Below are 19,825 nucleotides of genomic sequence, written 5' to 3'. Positions count from 1 at the left end.
GGATGCAGCACCTGGTGCACGCACCTGTTGGGCGGCCATAAAGGTGAACCCGACGCCGAAGCGCCACACTGCGGCCATCGGCGTACGAGTTCGCCCACGAAGCCGTCCCGGATTGTGCGAACCCGCGCGCTTCCGCGCGTGCCCGCGCCAAGCTCGCCGGCCGCGACGCGGTGTTCCTCGTCGGCGACGCGGCGACGCCGCCGGTCGGTGAACAGCTCTTCGACGCCGTCCTCGTCCGCCATGTGCTGTGGACCCTGCCCGACCCCGGCCGCGTCCTGCGCCACTGGCGGGGACTGCTGCGCCCGGGCGGCCGCCTGGTGCTGGTGGAGGGCGTGTGGGGGACGGTGAGCCCGGTCGGCATACCCGCCGACCGCCTGACCGCTCTCCTCGCGCCCCTCGCCCGGGACATAAGCCTCGAGCGGCTGTCGGACGACGCCCGGCTGTGGGGGAGGGAGGTGGACGACGAGCGGTATGCGGTGGTGGCGGTCGTCTGACGGGCGGCCCGGTGCGGGCGGCTCGGTGCCGGGGTCATCGTATGCGGGTCAGTGCAGCAGAGCCTCGAAGTTTGCCTCCTTGGCCAGGAGTTCGAGGTCGTCCAGGGCGCTCAGGGCGGCCGCCGCGGCCTCCGGGTCCCTGGTCGCCAGGCCGCTCGCCGCGAACTCGTCCTCGTCCAGGCGCAGCACGGCCGTGCCGTCCCCCGAGCGCCACAGGTCCAGGTCGAGGTCCTCCACGACGAGTTCGGAGCCGGAGACCGTGGCCGGGCGGGTGATGTCGCAGTACCAGCCCTTGAGCGTGCCCTGCGCGTCCCTGACCTCCTTCACCGCGTACCACCGGTCGCGCCAGTAGTACTCGGTGAAGACATCACCGGGCGCGAACCGTACGAAGCCGAAGTCGCGGACGCCGTCGCCCGCCCAGGGAGCGCGTACGGCGATCCGGTTGCCGTCGTCGGCCACGAGCTCTCCCCTGTAACGGATCTTCGTACGGCCCGCCTTGACCAGGACGACGTCCACCCGGGCCGCCGTCTCAGCCGAGTTCGCGGACATGGCGCACCTCCGTGCCGCAGATCTCGTAGCCGAACCACTTGTTGATCGCGATCATCGGGCCGTTGCCCGCGTCGTTGCCCGTGAACGCCTCCGTGAACCCGGCGGCGCGGGCGCGGTGCAGGGAATGGTTCTTGGCGAGCTTGGCGAGGCCCCGGCCGCGGAAGGCGCGGGCCGTGCCGGTCATCACGGTGCCGTAGCGGGTGCCGCCGTCGGTGCGGGCCGCGCTGAACGCGGCGGGGCGGCCGTCGACCACCGCCACCGAGGTCAGCTCGGGGCTGAAGAGGGGGTGGCACCAGGTCTCCACGAGCCAGGCCTCGTAGTCGCTGAACTCGTATGCGATGTCGCTCGGCTCGTCGGACATCGTCTCCGCGTCCAGTGCGAACAGGGAGCGAGGGTCGTCGGCGAAGTCCGCGCCGGTGCGCAGCTCGACGCCCGGCGGGGGGTCCTGGAGCGGGGGCAGGGTGCCGTTCGCCAGATCCAGACGGAGGAAGTGGGCGGAGCGGCTGCTCTTGTAGCCGTGCCGTTCCGCGAAGGCACGGTTGCCGGGCTCGTCCAGGACCCAGGCGAAGAGCCTGGTGGCACCCACGGAGGCCAGGTACTCCTCGGCGGCGCGGACGAGGAGCGAGCCGGCCCCGCGGCGGGTGCGTCCCGGGTGCACGTACACGTTGAGGTTGCCCTGGCCGGGCTCCCGGCTCTCATGGGCGAGGTGAACCTGGGCCGTGCCGATGATCTCGCCGTCCTCCTCGGCCACGAGCGGCCGGTAGTGGGCGTCGGGATGCATGTGGGCGGCGTCGTAGGCGATGGACTCCGGGGTGAACAGGATGAAGGGGAGGGCGAGGTGCCGGACCCGGGCGAAGCCCTCGGTGTCGGCTCGCACGTCGGGACGGAGGTCGCGCACGATCACTGTCATGGGGGCGCACGGTATCCGGGTCGGACGCGGGGGTGCCTCTCATTTTCCGGTGGGTGCGGGACAATCGGGCCGTGACCTTGAAGATCCACATCGATGGGAGCGCGCCGCCGTACGAACAGGTGCGGGCGCAGATCTCCGAGCAGGCCCGGGCGGGGGTGCTGCCGGTGGGGTACCGGCTGCCGACCGTACGGGGGCTGGCCGAGTCCCTCGGCCTCGCGGCGAACACGGTGGCGAAGGCGTACCGGGCGCTGGAGGAGGACGGGGTGATCGAGACGCGGGGGCGCAACGGAACGTTCGTGGCTGCCGCCGGCTCGGCCGCGGAGCGAGAGGCGGCTGCCGCCGCCTCCGCCTACGCCGAAAGGGCGCGGCGGCTGGGGCTGGGCGAGGATGCGGCGTTGGCCGCCGTGCGGGATGCCCTGCGGGCGGCTTACGGGGGTTGAGCAGTGCGGTCGGCTGCCTGCCGGGTCCGCCGGGTGGCGGGGGAGGGTTCGGCACCTCCCCACTGCCTCAACGGCGTGGGAGGACCCTCGGTCTCCGCCGTCGTGGCTGATCGCCGTTCCGGCGGAAAGAGGGGACGCACCGCTGCGGCGGCGGGAGACCGTCACGTTGCCGCACCCGTGGAGGGGGCGGGCAGCTTTCGAGGCGTGCGTGTCACCCGCATGCCCGCCGTGGTCGCCAACCGCGCGAACACCGTCGCGTCCAGGACCGCCGCCGCGTGCGGGTCGTTGTTGAAATAGGCGTAGACGTCCACCTCCTCCGGCCACACCGCCCCGATCCGCTGGACCCACGTCGTCAGGGACCGGCGGCCGTAGCGGGGCCACGAGCGGGCCCGCCCCGTGTGGAAGCGGATGTAGCCCCAGTCCGTGGTGCGCCACAGCGGGGTGACCGGGCGGGACAGGACGTCGGCCCAGCACAGGGCGGCGCCCCGGGCCTCCAGCACCGCGCGCACCTCGGGTGTCCACCAGGAGTCGTGGCGTGGCTCGACCGCGACCCGGGTGCCGGGCGGGAAGCAGGAGAGGCAGTCGTCCAGGAGGGCCGGATCCGCGCGCAGGGTGGGCGGGAGCTGAAGCAGCACCGGGCCCAGGCGGTTGCCGAGCCCGGCCGCGTGGCTCATCAGACGGTGAACCGGCTCCTCGGGCTCCTTGAGCCGCTTGATGTGCGTCAGATAGCGGCTCGCCTTCACCGCCACCACGAAGTCCGCCGGCACCCGCTGCCGCCAGGCCTCGAACGTCTCCCGCGACGGCAGCCGGTAGAACGCGTTGTTGATCTCGACCGTGGCGAACCGCGTCGGGTACTCCTCCAGCCACAGCCGCATGGGGACGTCCGCCGGGTAGAGGACGTCCCGCCAGTCCCGGTACTGCCACCCCGACGTACCGACGAACAGGGTCATATGTCCATCAAAGCACCGGTGGCCGTCGAGGCACCGGTCGTGGCCCGCTCCAGGTGTCGTGCCCGCCGCGGGTGTCGCGGCCCCTACAGGTACAGCCCCGCGCCCATTCCCGCCCGCTGGTCCGGCACCGACGCCGGGGACGTGCCCCGCCGCAGCGCGTACAGCTCCGCCAGCGTCGCCCCCTCGCGGCCCACGCCCTCCTCGCGGCCCAGCCAGCTCACCGCCTCCGTGCGGGTGAGCGGGCCGACCTCGATACGGGCCAGGCAGCGGCCGGGGCGGACGACGGCCGGGTGCAGGCGCTGCAGGTCCTCGTTGGTCGTCACGCCCACCAGCACGTTGCGGCCCTGTCCCAGCAGTCCGTCCGTCAGGTTCAGCAGGCGGGACAGCGCCTGGCCCGCCGTGTGCTTCGCCTCTCCGCGGATCAGTTCGTCGCAGTCCTCCAGCAGGAGCAGCCGCCAGCGGCCCTTGCCCGCCGTGTCCTCCTCGCCGATCGCGATGTCCATCAGATAGCCGACGTCGCTGAAGAGCCGCTCCGGGTCCAGTACGCAGTCCACCTGGCACCAGTCCCGCCACGAGCGGGCCAGCGTCCGCAGCGCCGAGGTCTTGCCCGTGCCCGGCGGGCCGTGGAGCAGCAGCAGACGGCCCGCGATGTCCTCCGGGGTCGTCTTCATCAGCCGGTCCATGGCGTCCGCCACCGGCGCCGTGTAGTTCGGGCGGACCTCCTCCCAGGTGCCCGCCGAGATCTGCCGTGTCGTACGGTGCGGGCCGCGCCGCGGCGACACGTACCAGAACCCCATCGTCACGTTCTCCGGCTGCGGCTCCGGCTCGTCGGACGCGCCGTCCGTGGCCTCGCCCAGCACCTTCTCCGCCAGCTCGGCGCTGGTCGCGGTCACCGTGACGTCCGCGCCGCGGTTCCAGCGGGACACCAGCAGCGTCCAGCCGTCGCCCTCGGCGAGCGTCGCGCTGCGGTCGTCGTCGCGGGCGACCCGCAGCACCCGGGCGCCCGGCGGAAGGAGTGTGGCCCCGGACCGTACCCGGTCGATGTTCGCGGCGTGGGAGTAGGGCTGCTCGCCCGTCGCGAAGCGGCCGAGGAACAGCGCGTCGACGACGTCGGAGGGTGAGTCGCTGTCGTCGACGTTGAGCCGGACCGGCAGAGCGTCGTATGGGTTCGCAGACATGCCGCCATGATCTGTCACGGGGCCGCCTGGTGCATCCGCTTTCCGTGGTGCGCCGGATGTGTCGCCTTTGCCTGGTGTATACCCACCGGATCAGCCCCTTCCGGTACGCGCTGTTACCTGGCTGTCGCACGCCGGAATCCGTCCGCGGCCCGAGGAGCGCCGTTAGTGTGGCCCATGATGGGACGTCATGGGTGGAATTCGGGGGAACGGCGGTGGCGACTCACCGCACTGCTCGGCGTGGCCGTGGCCGCTCTGGCCCTGGTGGTCACCCTGATCAGCACACTGCCCGGGAACGGCGCGAGCATCAGAGGCACGACACGCGACGGCGACAAGGTGCACGGCACCCCCGCCACCCCGCCCGAGGTGACGAAACCGGACGTCGGCTGGGGCTTCACCCACACCCAGTACAGCGCCGACCAGGGGAGCGACGCCGCCACCGAGCGCGTCGAGGGGCTGCTGTCGGGGGCCGGGCTGCCGCAGAACCAGGCCATCATGGGGTGGGGCGCCGACAACCCGGAACCGGTCGAGGGCCGTTACGACTTCGCGGCGATGGACCGCCGTATCGACTTCGTCCGCAAGACCGGCGGCACCCCGGTCGTCACCCTGTGCTGCGCCCCGGACTGGATGAAGGGCGGCAAGGCGGGCGCGGACGACACCGACTGGAGCCGGACCGCCCTCGAGACCGCCCCGAAGCCCGACCACTTCAAGGACTACGCCGCCCTCGCCGCGACCGTGGCCAGGCGCTACCCGGACGTGCGCCACTTCATCGTCTGGAACGAGTTCAAGGGCTTCTGGAACGACTCCCAGGCCCGCTGGGACTACGAGGGCTACACCGAGTTGTACAACCTGGTCTACAAGGCGCTCAAGCAGGTCAACCCCAAGAACATGGTGGGCGGCCCGTACCTCGTCACGGACAGCGTCGACCCGCGGCAGAAGGAGAACGCCTCCACCGCCCTGCGGGGCCCCTGGGGCGCCATGGACAAGCGGATCATCGACGCCTTCACGTACTGGAACACGCACAAGGCGGGCGCCGACTTCGTCGTGGTGGACGGCTCCAGCTACACCAACGACGACGAGCTGCTTCCGAACGAGTTCGCCGCGACCGACAAGTTCACCGCCGTCGGCGCGTGGGTGCGCCGGCAGACCCACGGCCTGCCGCTGTGGTGGGCCGAGTACTACGTCGAGCCCGCCGACGGCAATGACGAGCGCAGGGGCTGGAGCGAGGACCGCCGCGTCGCCGTCCAGGCCGCCGGAATGATCGCCCTGGCCGAGGGCGGCGCGTCCTCGGGCTTCTACTGGAACCCGGAGGACGAGAAGGGCACCGACTGCCCCGGCTGTCTGTGGACGCCGACCGACACCGCCGAGGGCGGCCGGGCACTGCCGATGTACGGCCTGGTGTCCCGCTTCTCCAAGGAGTTCCCGCCCGGCACCGCGTACCGGACGGTGACGGTGGCCCCGGACGACGTCCCGAACGTCCGTGTCCTGGCCACCGACAAGGTCGTGCTGGTGGTGAACACCCTGGGCCGCACGATCAGCGCCCAGGTCGACGGCAAGCGGTTCGACATGAAGGCGTACGAGGTGAAGTGGCTCCCGCGCTGAGCCGCTTCACCTCGTACGCCCGCGTCCCTCCGTACGCCTCCGCAGGCCGTGTGAGGCTCAGCCCTTCCCCATGGTCAGGAACCGCTGCACCAGCGAGGCCAGCAGCACCGCCAGCAGCGGTAGCGAGAACCAGAGGCTCGACTGCAGCACCCGCAGCTGCCGTACGCCCGGCCGTACCGCGACCCGCACCAGCTCCCGCGCCGTCAGCATCAGCACCAGCGCCACGGCCGCGAGCCCCCCGACCACCGACCACGGCGTCCAGGTCACCCGCGGGCCGATCGGGCCCGGACGCGGCTGTGGGACCTCGTCGGCGGGCTGCTTGCGCAGCGCGTACATGGTCACGTCGTCGTTGACCAGGACCTTCTTCAGCTCCTGCCGGTCGTCCAGGTTCTTGATGAGCCGGGACTCCCAGGTCGCCGAGTAGCCCACGTCCATCTGGAGATACGTCACCTGGCTGCGGTTGATCATGAGATACGAATTGGGGCCCGCGTCCTTGAGCGACTTGACCAGGCCCGACACCAGGACCGGATCGGTGGGCGCCAAGGTCGGCACGTAGTTCACCTTCTCCATGTCCTTGGCGCCCCACGGCATCGCCGGTGTCACGTCGTTGACCGTGTCGTTGCTCAGCCACAGCAGCCGCACCGTCGGCTTGTCGTGCGCGTACACATAGTCCATGGCCGCGACCTCGCCGGGGCGGATCCGCTCGAACGGCTCATTGCCCCAGCGGGCCACCAGGAAGCCGCCCATCAGCAGCAGGCCCGCCATCAGGGCGGCGAGCGGGGCGAGGCTCGCCCGGTCCTTGTCCCGCTCCTCGGCCGTCACCCCGGTGCGCGGGAACAGGGCGAGCGCGCAGAGCAGCGCCGCGCCCGGCACCGCGAACATGAACACGCGCAGGGCCATCTCGCCGCCGTAGGACTGCATGCCGAAGCCCAGGAACGGCACGAAGGTGAGCACCGGCAGCGACCGCTCCCGGTACTTGTGCTCGCGCCGTCGCCACCAGCCCCAGCAGGCGAACGCCATCACGACGCCGGCCAGCAGCACGCGTGTGTACAGCACCAGCTTGTGCGTCGAGTCGCCGCCCTGGATACGGCCGGAGACGGACGTCGACACATTGCTGCCGACGCCGCCGACGCCGCCGAAGAGTTCGTCGAAGTGCCCGGACCAGTACGGCTCCGCCATGAAGGCCAGCCAGAACATGACCAGCACCGCGAACAGGACCGGCAGCCCACGCAGTTCGGAGCGGCCCACCAGGACGAGCACCGCGAGCACGCCCAGCATCATGAACGGGGTGAGCTGGTGGGCCGGGACGCTCGCCGCGTACAGGGCGATCAGCACCATGAGCAGCACGGCGCGTTGCCCGCGGCTGGTGGGCTCCACCTCGGCCTCGCCGGGGCGCCGCCCGGTCCAGAGCACGCGCGGCACGCGGAACCAGATCAGCAGGATCGCCACGAAGGCGAGATAGAACAGATACGTGAAGCCCTGCGGGGAGAAGTAGTCCTGGCCGACCCAGCCGCTGAGCACGAAGATCCAGATGCCGGTCCACTTGGCGCGCCAGCTCGCCCGCATCGAGCGGACCAGCAGGAACATCGGCGCCAGGTAGAGCAGCTGGATGGTCAGCGGCCACCAGCGGATGACCTCGGTGAGGTCGGTGACCCCGCAGGCCTTGGCGACGAACGCGGCCACCGCGAAGAACCCCGGCCAGCTCCAGCGGGCGTCCAGGAACGGCACGGCCGACCCGGTGCGGTCGATGTAGTCGAGGAAGCCGAGGTGCTGCCAGGCCGTCGGGAACCGCGGCTCGCTCTCGATCACGGCGGGCAGCGCGTGCAGCGACACGACGGTGGCCACCAGGGTGGCCAGCAAGAGGACCTTGTGCTCGCGGGCGCGCCAGAGCAGGGCGGCGAACACCACGACGAGGAGGGCCGCGCCGAGCAGGGTGGGCAGCGGTAGGACGGAGATCAGTCCCAGGCCGCCCATGTGCTCCAGGGAGGCGTCGTCGAGTCGCAGGGCGGGCAGCCAGTACAGCAGCAGGGCGGACACGAGCAAACAGCCCGGCAGAATCGGCCCGGTGGGACAGCTCCGAGTGTCCTTCGACCGCGGATCGTCCGTGGTTTCTCGCTCCCCCGCGGCGTAGCCGGCTGATGTCACGTCCCGCGCCCCCGACATGGCGCTGTACGCGGCCGGTGTTCCGGTCGGCGGCGTTCCCGGCCCCCGCCGGACATCCGGCCTGCGTTCCTGGTGGTCGAAGTCCACATGGATGCCCAGCGCCAGCGTGTCCGCGTCCAGCTTCTTCGCCCAGGACGGGCCGTTCCTCGGCTCGGGGACCTCGAGGTCGGCGAGGTCCCCGTCCGGTGCCGCGTCCTCGGGCACCGCGTCCGCCGGGGCCGTGCGCACGATCTTGAGCAGCTTCGGTGCGGCGATCGCCACGATCACCGCCAGGCTGGAGATCTCCGCGACGCCCGCCCCGGTCAGCCCCATACGGGGCAGCAGCAGGATGGTCAGTCCGAGCACCAGGACGCACAGCAGGCCCTGGAGGTAGGCGAGCCCGGAGGTACGGCTCTGGGCGCGCAGCACCGCGAAGTACGTCTCCATCACGACCCGCAGCAGCGCGCCGACCGCGAACCAGCGCAGCAGCGGGGTCGCCGCGTGCGCGTAGCCGTCGCCGAAGACGTGCAGGATGACGGGCGCGCCCAGGAACAGCAGCCCGCTCACCGGCAGCATGATCCGGGCCATGCGCTTGAGTGCCGCCCGGGTGTTGGCGGCGAGCCGCGCCGGGTCGTGCGAGCCCTCGACGGTGAGCGAGGCGCCCATGTTGATGGCGAGCAGGTTGGTCGTGCCGCCGATGGTGGTGGTGATGTAGAAGTACGCGTTGTCAGCGGCGCTGACCTGCGAGGCCACGATCACCGGCACCAGGTAGACAACGGCCAGCGAGAACAGCGAGCCGGTGTAGTCGCCGGCCAGGAACCGCCCGGTCTCCTTCATCGACGGCGGACTGGCGTGGTCCTCGGTCGCCATGACGTGCCGCGGCACCAGGCGCCGGAACACCAGCCAGCCCAGCGGCACCACGGACGTGGCGATGGCCGCGACCCAGGAGACGAAGACGCCCAGCGTCGGGATCGCCGCCGCGAAACCGACGAGCAGCAGCAGCTTCACCGCGGAGAAGACGGTGTTGCCCACCGGCACCCACAGCGCGCTGCGCAGCCCGGTCAGCACACCGTCCTGGAGCGTGAGCAGGTTCCAGGAGACCACGGCCACCACGAAGACCAGGGCGGGTCCGGGACCGTGCAGGAAGCGGTACGACGGCCCCCACAGGTCCAGCGTCAGCAGGAACACGCCCGCGGCGATCGCCACGACGAGCGAACTGCCCGCGTAGGTGCGGAGGATGAGGCGCCCGGTGGCGCGTCCCGCGACCGGTATGAAGCGGGCCAGGGCACCTGTGAGCGTGACCGCGGTGAGCCCGGCGAGGAGCTTCATCGCGGCGATCGCGGCCGAGCCCTGGCCGACCGCGGTGTCGGAGTAGTAGCGGGCCGCGACCAGCCAGTAGCCGAGGCCCAGCACCGCGGAGATCCCGGTGTTGAGCATCAGCGCGTAGGCGTTGCGGAACAGCTGGTTGCCGCCTCCTGGGACGCCGCCCCTTCCGGGCAGGCGGCGGCGGCCCGACGGCTGCCCGGTTTCCGCGGTCGTGGCCTCACCGGCCTGGGTCGTGGTGGTCGTGTCAGACACGGGAACGGATGGCCTTCCGGCGGACCTTGCGTGCTCGTCGGACCATGGCGTACCCCTTGGTCAGGGCGCGGTCCCTGGCGAAGGTGCGGGTGATCGCACGGCCCTGGACGAGCCGCTCGAACTCCTCGGCACCGGTGGTGCGGCGCGCGGTGACCCGCTGCAGCGCGTACGGGCCCTGGCGGCGGCGTGCGAGAGCGTTTCCCACGGCGAGCGACTGACCGAAGCCCGCCTCGCGCACGATGCGGCGCACCCGGCGGCTGGAGTAGCCGTACGGGTAGGCGAACGACACCGGGCGGGCGCCGAGTTCGTCGGCGATGATCTCCTTGCAGCGCAGCAGCTCGAACCAGAGCGCGTCGTCGGGGAGCTGGTCGAGCTGCGGGTGCGTGTGGCTGTGCCCGCCGATCTCGACCCCGGCGTCCACGAGGTCGCGGACCTGGTGCCAGTCGAGCATCGTGTCCAGGCCGCCGCCGATATGGTGGGCGCCCCGGATCCAGCCGGTGGAGACGAACAGCGTGGAGGCGAAGCCGTGCCGCGCGAGCACGGGCAGCGCGTGCCGGTGCACGCCCTCATAGCCGTCGTCGAAGGTGATGAGAACGGGCCGCTCGGGCAGCGGGCCGCCCTCCCGCCAGCTCCTCGCCAGGTCGGCCGTGGTGACGGGCGTGAACTTGAGGTCGGCGAGCAGGGCCATCTGCTCGCGGAACGCCTCGGGCGCCACCGACAGCGCGCGCGTCGCCTCGTTGGGGGCCGTCGCCACCGAGTGGTACATGAGGATCGGCACGGGCTGGTCGCTCATGCGGCCGCCCCCTCACCGTCCGGGATGCCGGCCACGGCGAAGGTCGCGCCACTCCTGCGCGCCCGGACGCTCCCGACCAGGTACCCGCCGGCCGCCGTGAGCACCCCGGCGACGATCGCACCCGCCCGGCCCGCGCCCCCCGGGCGGGTCAGCAGCGCGTCGCGCAGGCCGCGGCCCACCCCGGCGGGCAGCACCCGGGTGGTGTAGCGGCGTTCGGACTCCAGGCCCTTCTCGGCACCCACGCTGCGGGCCACGAGAGCCTTGGACAGGCCCTCGGCGTAGGTGCGGGTGCGGAAGTACGCGAAGTGCTCGCGCGGCTGAGGCACCCGGTGGTGGATCACCGCCCGGTCGTCGATCAGCAGGATCGCGTCGGGCCTGGCCCGGGTCAGGCGGATGCACAGCTCCGTCTCCTCGCAGCCGAGGGGACGCTTGTCGCCGTCCCGTCCGATGCCCGTCGCGAAGCCGCCCGTCGCGTCGAACGCGCTGCGGCGGAAGGAGGCGTTGCCGCCGAGGACGTTGCGCACCCGGACCCGGCCGGGCGGCAGCCCCTTGTACGTACAGCCCACCACCCAGTCGAACTCCTCCGGGAACCAGGCCGGGCGGCGGCCCGACGCCCAGATCGGCATCGTACGGCCGCCGACGGCCATGACCCGCGGGTCCTCATATGCTTCGGCGAAGTGCTTCAGCCAGTCCCGCTCGGCCACCGCGTCGTCGTCGAGGAAGGCGATGACCTCCCCCTGCGAGGCGTCGATCCCGGTGTTGCGGCCCGAGGACAGGCCGCGGGGGCCCGCGTTGGCGAGCACGCGGACCTCCCGGGCCTCCTTGTATTCCCGGGTCAGCCTCTCCAGCAGGGTCTCGTTGTGGTCCACGACCAGCAGCGTCTCGCGCGCCGGCCGGGACTGCGCCCGGACCGAGGCGACCGCCGCGAGGATGTCCCCCCAGCGGTCCTCGGTGTAGACGCAGATCACCACGGAGATGTCCGGATCGCTCAAGACAGCTCTCCCTGGCGAAAGTTGAGCGCCACCGCGCGCGGACGGCGGCGCAGCGCACGCCGGTTCGAGCGCTCCTTGAGGATCACCTTCAGCACCCGGAGCCCGTCGCGCACCGCGCTCAGATTGCTGGTGCCGTGGATGCGGAGGTACTCATGGCTGGGAATCTCCTGCACCTTCAGGCCGGCCGTGACCACCCGGATGTTCATCAGCGTCTCGACCTCGAAGCCGGTGCAGTCGAGGTCGATCTTGTCCAGGCAGTGCCGCCAGAACGCGTTGTACCCGTAGCACAGGTCGGTGTAGCGGGCGCCGAACTTGGCGTTGACGATCGCGCACAGCACCCGGTTGCCCAGCTTGCGGATCGGCGTCATGTCGGAGGTGCCGCCGCCGTTCGCGAACCGCGAGCCCTTCGCGAAGTCGGCTCCGGACACCAGCGCGGAGACATAGCTGACGATCTCCTGACCGTCCGCCGAGCCGTCCGCGTCGACCATCACGATGATGTCGCCGGTGCACGCCGCGAAGCCGGTGATCAGGGCGTCACCCTTGCCCTTGCCCCGCTGCTCGACGACCTTCACGTCAGGCCACAGCTCGCGCGCCACCTCCACGGTGTTGTCGGTGGAATTGCCGTCCACAAGAACCACTTCGTGAATCCAGTCCGGAAGGGTCTTGAAGACGTAGGGGAGATTCTCCGCCTCGTTCATGGCGGGGATCACCACGCTCACCGGCGGCGCGATGGCCAGGTGGGAGGAGATCGGCCGGTACTTCCCCTGCGCTAACGGACCTTGATCCGAAAAGGCAGGGCGCAGAACAGAACTCATGAGTCTTGTCCCTCTCGTCCGGTCGGACCGTCCGCCCCTGGACGGTCCGGCTCTGTGTCCGGTTCGAAAGGGGGGTACTCACCGACGGCATGCGACATGGATCTCCGTGCATGCCGGGTGAGCTGGCAAAGTGGCCGTCTGCCGGGAGATCGGCAGCCGGTCGCGCGGCACGACTCGTACGACCTTTCAGGTCGCCGAGCACGGCACCCCCCCTACCGCGCCCCGCGCCGGAACCATCGCGGTACCTGAGCCCTCCCCTGGACCGCATGATGATGGACCGATGCGGGTTGATGTATGACGGTATTGACGATTACGACGATATGGCAAGACCTGCGACAAGGTCCGCATTTTTATTGGTATGGCCGTAATTCAACTCCTCGAACGGATTTGTCCGATCCGCTTGAGTGTCCGAACGGCCGGCTCGAAGAGTTCCGGCCGCGGCAGCACCGCATCGTGCGGCGCCCGGACCGGGGCGCGACGGGCCCCGTGTCCGAACACGACAGGGTGACGAGCTGTCACCCACCCTTTGGCCCACGGAACGTTCCCATGCCTTCAGGGAGTCCTTGTATTCCGTTCGGGGCGGAGGCTTCGGCGTCGACGGCGGAGCCGTCCGCGCCACCCGGCCGGCCTGCGTGGGCTCGCCGGGGCCGTGCGCGCCGATGTCCACGTCGTCAGCCCCGATTTCGTGCCGCGCGGCCGCGGTGCCGCCGTACCAGGACCGGCACGAGGACGAGGGCGCTGATCACGGTCACCGCGACGATCCCGCCGGTGACGGACCACCGGTGCACCGCCAGCATGCCCTGGGCGACCAGAAGGTCGATCGCGGTCGCTCCCGCCACGGACACCACCGTGCGGGGATAGGGTTTCAGCCCCCTCAGGGCTGCTCCCACGGCCGTCGCCGGCGCGGCGAGCAGGAAGAACAGAGCGAACGGGCCGCGCAGCGGAGAGTCGGAGCCGCTCGGCGCGAGGATCGCGCCGACCGCCGCTACCGCGACGGCCACGCCCGCGAGCAGCGGAAGCAGGTCCCTCCCCGGACCCCGCCCCGGCCACTCGTCTCTCTCTGGTGAAGGTGGCTTGATACCTAAGGTCTGCATTGGCGACTTTGCCCCCCGAAGCGCCGGATGCCGGGCTTCAATGTCGCGCAGTGAGCGGGAGGGCGTCAAGATGCGAAAACCGCCCGCGCAGGTTCTCGGCCCGCTTCAAACATCCGTTCTGTGGGGGCGAATCGGCTGATCCCGACCAGTCTTGGCATGGACACTTCCTGTCAACACGCGTAACTGCTATGCCGGTTGTGGCAGAGATCCTGCTAAAGGGAGGTTCCATGAGACGTTCCCGATATGCGACCTTTATGAGTTCGCTCCTCCTCGCCCTCGCCCTCACCGGGGCCGCCGCGGCGCAGGCGTCCCCCCTCGCCGCGGCCACCGGGTATGTGGCGCTCGGCGACTCCTACTCCTCCGGTGTCGGCTCCGGCAGCTACATCAGCTCCAGCGGCGACTGCGACCGCAGCACGAAGGCCTATCCGTACCTGTGGCAGGCCACCCACGCACCCGCCTCGTTCAGCTTCATGGCCTGCTCCGGCGCCAAGACCACCGATGTGCTGAACAATCAGCTCGGCACCCTCGGCGCCTCCACCGGGCTCGTCTCGATCACCATCGGCGGCAATGACGCCGGCTTCTCCGACGTCATGACGACCTGTGTGCTCCAGTCCGACAGCGCCTGCCTCTCCCGGATCGCCACGGCGAAGGCGTACGTCGACTCGACCCTGCCCGGCCGACTGGACACCGTCTACTCGGCGATCCGCGCCAAGGCCCCCTCGGCCCACGTGGTCGTGCTGGGCTACCCCCGCTTCTACCAGCTCGGCACCACCTGCCTCGGACTGTCCGGAACCAAGCGGTCGGCGATCAACGGCGCCGCCGACCACCTGGACGCCGCCATCGCCAAGCGCGCCGCCGACCACGGCTTCACCTTCGGCGACGTCCGCACCACCTTCAGCGGCCACGAGATCTGCTCGGGCGACTCCTGGCTGCACAGCGTCGACTGGCTGAACATCGGCCAGTCGTACCACCCGACCGCGGCCGGCCAGTCCGGCGGCTATCTGCCGGTGCTCACCGCCGCGGCCTGACGGTCACGAACCTCACGAGGAACCCGACGGTCACGAACGTCACGAAGAAGAGGGGGAGGCCCCGCCCGACGGGGTCTCCGCCTCACAGGTCACCGAGAACGGCACCGACTCGGACGTGACCTCGACCGGACTGCGCACCTCCACGCCGATCGCGTTCCGCACGGAACCGCCCTCCTCGTACGTGGTGACGACGACCTGCCGCTGCTTGGTCTTCGCGTCACCCGCCGCGAACGACAGCGTCTTCCAACCCGGGTCCGAGACCTGTCCCGTCTTCGTCACCCAGCGGTAGGACACGTCGACCGGAACCCTGCCCACGGTGAACGTCGCCGTGAACGTGGGCGCCTTCGCGTCCGGCGGCGGACAGGCCCCCGCGTAGTCGGTGTGCGCGCCCGTGACCGTCACCTGGACCGACTGGGTGGGCGGGCCCGACGTACGACCGCCCCCGCCCCCGCCGCCGGTCGAGGTCCTGTGGGTGGGGGAAGCGGCCCGCGACGTGCTCACCTCCGGGCTGCTCGGGGGCCCGCCGCTGACCGTGCCGCCCTGCGCGGCCCCGCTGTTCGTACCGTCCGTGCCGTTCCGGTTCACCAGCGCGTACGTCAGCCCCGCCACCGCCAGGACGAGCGCGGCCAGGCCCGCGACCAGCACGATGCCGGCCCGGCGGTTGCGCGGCGGCGGCTCGGACGGAGCGGCGTACGCGGGGGCGGGCGCCGGCCGGGTGGTGGCCGGCGGAGGAAGCGGCGCGGTGGGCGGCTCCGTCGGACTTGGGAACGCCGCGACCGTCGGCGTGTAAGCGGCGGCACCCGTGCGCGGAGTACCGCCAGCCGCGATGATCCGCAGGTCCCGCTCGGCCCGGTCGGCCGGGATCCGCTCGGCCGGGTCCTTGCGCAGCAGCCCCTCGATCACCGGGGCCAGCGGGCCCGCGCGGCGCGGCGGCGGCAGCTCCTCGTCGACGACCGCACGGAGCGTGCTCAGCGGAGTGTCGTGCCGGAACGGCGAGTTGCCCTCGACCGCCGCGTACAGCAGCACACCGAGCGACCACAGGTCGGACTCCGGGCCGGGCGTACGCCCGAGTGCCCGCTCCGGAGCGAGGAACTCGGGGGAGCCGATGACCTCGCCGGTCATCGTCAGCGCGGAACTGCCCTCGACCATGGCGATCCCGAAGTCCGTGAGGACCACCCGGCCGTCGTTCGCCAGCAGCACGTTGGCCGGTTTCACATCGCGGTGCAGCACTCCGGCGGCGTGCGCGGCGCGCAGGGCCGCCAGCACCTCGGCGCCGATGTGCGCGGCCCGCTGCGCGGAGAGGGGTCCCTCCGCGTCCAGCAGGTCCGACAGGGCGATGCCGCGGACCAGTTCCATCACGATCCAGGGGCGGCCGTCCTGGTGGGCCACGTCGTAGACCGTCACCACGTTCCGGTTCGCCACCCGGGCCGCCGCCCAGGCCTCCCGCTCCAGCCGGGTGTACATGCGCTGGACCTCGGGCGAGGGAAGCCCGGCCGGTGCGCGCACCTCCTTGACGGCGACCTCGCGGTGCAGGACCTCGTCACGGGCCCGCCAGACCGTCCCCATGCCGCCCTGGCCGAGGGGGGACAGCAGACGGTAGCGCCCGGCGATCACACGTTCACTGCCCGGTTCTTCGGACACGGGCCGTCCCCCATTCGCATCCGCGCGATGTATCCACGTATCCACTCCGCGTGATTTCTCCCCAAAAGTAGCTCAACCGAGTGCGGATGCCGCCCCTTTGAACACCAGTCCGGCGCCCAGGGCGAGGACCACGAAGGCGGATCCGAGGGGTGCGGTCCTGCGCACCAGGGCGGCCGCCGGGTTCTGGGTCCAGCGCGGGCGCCGGTCCAGGAGGCGGTTCATCCCACTGCCCAGCTTGACCACGGCGAACCCTGCCGCGGTCAGCGTCAGGGCGAGCCCGACGCCGTACGCGACGACGAGCAGCAGCCCGAACCAGGCCTGGCCGAGCGCGGCGGCACCGACGAGGACGACGACGGCGGAGGGACTGGGGACCAGCCCGCCGGCGAAGCCGAGGAGGATCGTGCCGCGGAGGGTGGGTGCGGTGGGGTGGGTGTGGGGGATGCCGCCGTGGGTGTGGGTGTGGGTGTGGGTGTGGGTGTGGGTGTGTTCCTGACCGTGACCGTGACCGTGGGCGTGATGTTCGTGCTCGTGGTCGTGCTCATCGGGGTGCCCGTCGTCGTGTGCACGCGCGTGCCCGTCGTCGTGTGCATGCGCGTGTCCGTGGTCGTGCGCGTGCCCGTGTCCGTGGTCGTGCGCGTGCCCGTGTCCGTGGTCGTGCGCGTGCCCGTGGCCCCGGTTGCGCCACGCCCGGCGTACGAGGGACGCGCCCACCACGGTGACCAGGACGCCGCTCGCCATCCCCAGCCAGGCGATCACCGACGGCGCCGCCGCGGAACCGGCCGTGACCAGCAGGCCGAGGGCGATCACGCCCAGGGTGTGGGTGACCGTCACCGACGCGGCCAGGGGAAGCACGTCCCGGAGCCTGGCCCGGCCCCCGCGGGCCGCCGCCGTCGCCGCCATCAGGGTCTTGCCATGGCCCGGCGCGAGCGCGTGCATCGCGCCGAGGCCGATGGCGACGACCAGGGCGAGCGCGGCGAAACCGAGCGTGAGGTGGTGGCGGGCGACCAGGTTGTCCAGCGCGCGCGTCCAGCGGTCCGCGCCGCGCGGAAGGATCGACGCGGCGGGCGCGTCCCGCTGGTCCCCGGCCAGGGCGGCGCCTCCCGGGCGCACTCGGAGCGAGGTCTTGACGGTGTCGGCCGGTGAGGAGAGCAACTCCTTCGGATAGCTGGTCAGTTCGCGGGACACGGATGTCTTCGGCACGTCGGACGCGGTCAGCGTCATACGGTCGCCGCGCGCGGTGATCTCCCTCCAGCCGGGCCCGGTGGTGGCCCCCGCGCTGTGGAAGCCGACGGTGAGGGTGTCGCCCTTGGGCAGCGGTGCGATCAGCCGGCACTCCACGCGCAGGGTGTTGAGCCCCGCCTGCCCGGGCCGCAGCTGGGCGCGGCTGGTACGGACGCTCAGCGGGGCGGGGTGTCCGCCGACGGTGAGCGTGCTGCCCTCGGCGGCCTTCGCGCACCGCTGCCGGGCCCACGCGGTCAGGCCGAGCCTGGTGATGTCGGGCCTGGCCTGGGTGGCGGGGATCTCGGCGAGGTCCTCGACGTGGTCGACGCGCATCTGCCCGGGCGCGGCGACCAGGCCGTCGTAGCGGTTGACGGTGAAGTTGCCGAGCGGGTGGGCGCTCGCGGCAGAGGCGGGGCCGAGGACGAGCACGCACAGGGCCGTGAGGAGGGCCGCGCCCGAGGCGGCGATACGACGGGTGTTCACCGCATCGCCTCCAGGGCCTTACGGGCCTCGCGCGCGCCCAGCGGGGAGAAGGCGGGGTTCAGCTTCAGCGCGACGGTGAGCGAGGCCCGCGCCTGGTCGGTGTCACCGGTGACGCGCTCGATCATGCCGCGGTGGTAGAGGAAGGCCGCGTTGCGGTAGCCGGTGTCCGTGGCCTGACGGGCGTAGGGAAGGGCTTCCTGGTCGCGGCCGTTGACGTGCAGGGCCCAGGCGAGGGCGTCGGCGGTGTGCACGGTGTGGCGGCGCGCCCACTCGGCACGGGCGGTCTTCAGCGCGGCCGCGCGGTCGCCGTGGTCGGCGGCGGCGAGAGCGGTGTCGAGGTCGGCGTTGACGCCGTAGGCCCAGGCCAGTGAGACCCAGGCGTCGACGAGAGCGTACTGGTCGTGGGCCTTGGCCGGGTCACCGGACGTGCCCCGCGCCTCGTACAACTCCCCCAGCTCCACGAGGGGTTGGGGCAGCGGATACCGCTCGACCACCTGCTCCATGCCGTGGACGGCGTCGGCGGTGTCGCCCTGCGCGGCCTGGGCGCGGGCGCGGCCCTCCAGGGCGGGGAGGTAGGTGTCGTCGGCGGCGAGGGCTCGGGCGTAGAAGTCGAGGGCGGTCTTGTACCGGCCCTGGTTCCAGGCGAGCTGACCGAGCGCGGTGGCGACGTACGCGATGTCGCCGCGGGAGGTGGCCGTGGCCAGGGCCTGCTCCAGGACGCTGCGTGCGGTGCCCACGTCGCCGCGCAGTTCGTGGACGTAGGCGTAGCGGGTGAAGACGGGGACGCCCGGGTGGCGGGAGTCGGCCAGGTCGGCGGCCTTCGAGGCGTCGGCGTAGCGGCCGAGTTCGACGAGGGCGTCGATACGGGAGCACAGGGCGCGCTCGCTGTACGGGTTCTGCTTCAGGGCCTGATCCGCGTAGTCCAGGGCGCCGGTGAAGTCGTGCCGTGCGGCGGCGAGGGCGGCGCGGCCGGCGAGCGCGGCGTCGTTGTCCGGCCGGACCCGCAGCGAATGCTCCAGCGCGGCCTGGGCCTGCGGATAGCGGGAGGGGTCGCCCTTGGTCCGGCCCTGCTCGACGTAGGCGAGACCGAGGGTGGCCCAGTTGCCGTAGTCGCGGGGCTGGGCACGGAGGTGGGCCTGCAGCGCCCGGATGCCGCTGTCCAGGTCGCCACCGGCGAGGAGCTCGGGCGACACCCCGCTGGGCATCGAGGCGACGGGCGCCGTACCGCTGTCCCGCACGGCCCCGACGACCACGGCCCCGGCCGTGAGGGCGACGGCCAGGGAAGCGGCACAGACCACGAGCCGCGCACCCCGCCGCCGCCCGGCAGCGGAGAACCGCCGCACAGCGGCCACCCGCTCGTCGGTTGCGCCGGGGGACTCCGCTGTCGCGGCAGCCTGTGCCCCGGTCGCCCCGGTCGCCCCGGTCGCCCCGGTCGCCCCGGTGGCTCCGGTCGCCCCGGTCGCCCCGGTGGCCCCGGTGGCCCCGGTGGCCCCGGTCGCTCCGGTCGCTCCGGTCGCCTCGGGTCCGTCGGCCGGTGGCGAAGGTGCCGTCCGTCCACCGCCCCGCGTGTCGGCCGATGCTTGCTCCTCGGGCGTCGGCTCCGTCCTACGGGCGCCGCGAGCCGCCTCCTCGGCCTTCGGCGCGGCCGACTCGGTGACCGGAGCGCCGTCCCGGGCGGAGTCGGCCGCTGGAGTCGGAGCCGGGCCCAGGTCGTCGGCTCGTCCGGCCGGCGCGTCGGCGCCCCCGGCGCCGAAGGCGCGCTCCCAGGCCTCCCTGACGGCCTTCTCGGGCCCGGTCTCCGCGGTGCGGAGCGTCGGCCTCCCGGGGGCGGCCTGCTCACGGTCGCTGTGGCCGGTCTCCGGCGCGCTGTCGTTCGTACGCGGGGACATGCCCTCTCCTCGATGTGCTGGGCGGAAAA

General features: G+C 72.0%; 16 protein-coding genes and 1 pseudogene. 4 read left to right on the top strand and 13 right to left on the bottom strand.

Going from position 1 to position 19,825, the window contains the following annotated elements:
• The first annotated feature begins 68 nt into the window (after positions 1-68).
• On the top strand, positions 69-494 hold the full coding sequence (locus AB0N14_RS12610; protein WP_366025662.1) for a class I SAM-dependent methyltransferase: 426 nt from the start codon (positions 69-71) through the stop codon (positions 492-494).
• 48 nt (positions 495-542) lie between these two features.
• Here AB0N14_RS12610 and AB0N14_RS12605 read toward each other — a convergent pair whose 3' ends face one another.
• Together AB0N14_RS12605 and AB0N14_RS12600 are read right to left on the bottom strand one after the other, a co-directional pair.
• Positions 543-1,043: a DUF402 domain-containing protein gene (locus AB0N14_RS12605; protein WP_366025629.1), complete on the bottom strand. Its 501-nt coding sequence runs from the start codon at positions 1,041-1,043 to the stop codon at positions 543-545.
• Complete coding sequence (locus tag AB0N14_RS12600) at positions 1,024-1,953, bottom strand: GNAT family N-acetyltransferase (RefSeq protein ID WP_366025628.1); 930 nt, start codon at positions 1,951-1,953, stop codon at positions 1,024-1,026. Before AB0N14_RS12600 ends, AB0N14_RS12605 begins: the two co-directional genes overlap by 20 nt.
• A 71-nt stretch (positions 1,954-2,024) precedes the next feature.
• Between AB0N14_RS12600 and AB0N14_RS12595 the strand changes: the two genes are divergently transcribed.
• Positions 2,025-2,393: a GntR family transcriptional regulator gene (locus tag AB0N14_RS12595; RefSeq protein ID WP_200421426.1), complete on the top strand. Its 369-nt coding sequence runs from the start codon at positions 2,025-2,027 to the stop codon at positions 2,391-2,393.
• A gap of 161 nt (positions 2,394-2,554) precedes the next feature.
• Here AB0N14_RS12595 and AB0N14_RS12590 read toward each other — a convergent pair whose 3' ends face one another.
• On the bottom strand, positions 2,555-3,343 hold the full coding sequence (locus tag AB0N14_RS12590) for a DUF72 domain-containing protein (protein WP_366025627.1): 789 nt from the start codon (positions 3,341-3,343) through the stop codon (positions 2,555-2,557).
• Positions 3,344-3,426: 83 nt separating this feature from the next.
• Positions 3,427-4,521 carry a DUF5925 domain-containing protein gene (locus AB0N14_RS12585; RefSeq protein WP_366025626.1) on the bottom strand — a complete coding sequence of 365 codons (1,095 nt, stop codon included), beginning with the start codon at positions 4,519-4,521 and terminating at the stop codon, positions 3,427-3,429.
• 177 nt (positions 4,522-4,698) lie between these two features.
• On the opposite strand from AB0N14_RS12585, the gene AB0N14_RS12580 reads away from it, so the two are divergent.
• Positions 4,699-6,120 (top strand): xylan 1,4-beta-xylosidase, encoded by a 1,422-nt coding sequence (locus AB0N14_RS12580; protein WP_366025661.1) that lies wholly within the window; start codon positions 4,699-4,701, stop codon positions 6,118-6,120.
• Between the two features lie 57 nt (positions 6,121-6,177).
• Here AB0N14_RS12580 and AB0N14_RS12575 read toward each other — a convergent pair whose 3' ends face one another.
• From AB0N14_RS12575 to AB0N14_RS12550, 6 genes and pseudogenes are all read right to left on the bottom strand, one after another.
• Entirely contained in the window at positions 6,178-9,840 is a 3,663-nt protein-coding gene (locus AB0N14_RS12575) for a lipopolysaccharide biosynthesis protein (protein ID WP_366025625.1), read from the bottom strand.
• Positions 9,833-10,633, bottom strand: a complete 801-nt coding sequence (locus AB0N14_RS12570) for a polysaccharide deacetylase family protein (protein ID WP_366025624.1) — start codon at positions 10,631-10,633, stop codon at positions 9,833-9,835. Before AB0N14_RS12570 ends, AB0N14_RS12575 begins: the two co-directional genes overlap by 8 nt.
• Positions 10,630-11,625: a glycosyltransferase family 2 protein gene (locus AB0N14_RS12565; RefSeq protein ID WP_366025623.1), complete on the bottom strand. Its 996-nt coding sequence runs from the start codon at positions 11,623-11,625 to the stop codon at positions 10,630-10,632. Before AB0N14_RS12565 ends, AB0N14_RS12570 begins: the two co-directional genes overlap by 4 nt.
• Positions 11,622-12,440, bottom strand: coding sequence for a glycosyltransferase family 2 protein (locus AB0N14_RS12560; protein ID WP_366025622.1), 819 nt, complete (start codon positions 12,438-12,440; stop codon positions 11,622-11,624). Before AB0N14_RS12560 ends, AB0N14_RS12565 begins: the two co-directional genes overlap by 4 nt.
• A 369-nt stretch (positions 12,441-12,809) precedes the next feature.
• Positions 12,810-13,017 (bottom strand): annotated as a pseudogene (locus tag AB0N14_RS12555) (cellulose biosynthesis protein CelD); the annotation flags it as partial.
• A 94-nt stretch (positions 13,018-13,111) separates the two neighbouring features.
• Positions 13,112-13,441, bottom strand: coding sequence for a hypothetical protein (locus AB0N14_RS12550; protein WP_366025621.1), 330 nt, complete (start codon positions 13,439-13,441; stop codon positions 13,112-13,114).
• Between the two features lie 320 nt (positions 13,442-13,761).
• Between AB0N14_RS12550 and AB0N14_RS12545 the strand changes: the two genes are divergently transcribed.
• Positions 13,762-14,562, top strand: coding sequence for an SGNH/GDSL hydrolase family protein (locus tag AB0N14_RS12545; RefSeq protein WP_366025620.1), 801 nt, complete (start codon positions 13,762-13,764; stop codon positions 14,560-14,562).
• A 39-nt stretch (positions 14,563-14,601) separates the two neighbouring features.
• Here AB0N14_RS12545 and AB0N14_RS12540 read toward each other — a convergent pair whose 3' ends face one another.
• The 3 genes from AB0N14_RS12540 to AB0N14_RS12530 all read right to left on the bottom strand — a co-directional run bounded on the left by AB0N14_RS12540 (position 14,602) and on the right by AB0N14_RS12530 (position 19,796).
• Positions 14,602-16,203, bottom strand: a complete 1,602-nt coding sequence (locus AB0N14_RS12540) for a serine/threonine-protein kinase (RefSeq protein WP_366025619.1) — start codon at positions 16,201-16,203, stop codon at positions 14,602-14,604.
• A 72-nt stretch (positions 16,204-16,275) separates the two neighbouring features.
• Positions 16,276-17,907 (bottom strand): sulfite exporter TauE/SafE family protein, encoded by a 1,632-nt coding sequence (locus AB0N14_RS12535; RefSeq protein WP_366025618.1) that lies wholly within the window; start codon positions 17,905-17,907, stop codon positions 16,276-16,278.
• Positions 17,904-19,796 (bottom strand): tetratricopeptide repeat protein, encoded by a 1,893-nt coding sequence (locus AB0N14_RS12530; RefSeq protein ID WP_366025617.1) that lies wholly within the window; start codon positions 19,794-19,796, stop codon positions 17,904-17,906. Before AB0N14_RS12530 ends, AB0N14_RS12535 begins: the two co-directional genes overlap by 4 nt.
• Positions 19,797-19,825 lie beyond the last annotated feature (29 nt).

Source organism: Streptomyces sp. NPDC051104 (genome assembly GCF_040682835.1).
GTDB lineage: Bacteria > Actinomycetota > Actinomycetes > Streptomycetales > Streptomycetaceae > Streptomyces > Streptomyces cynarae.
This window is presented reverse-complemented; position numbering and strand designations above follow the sequence as displayed.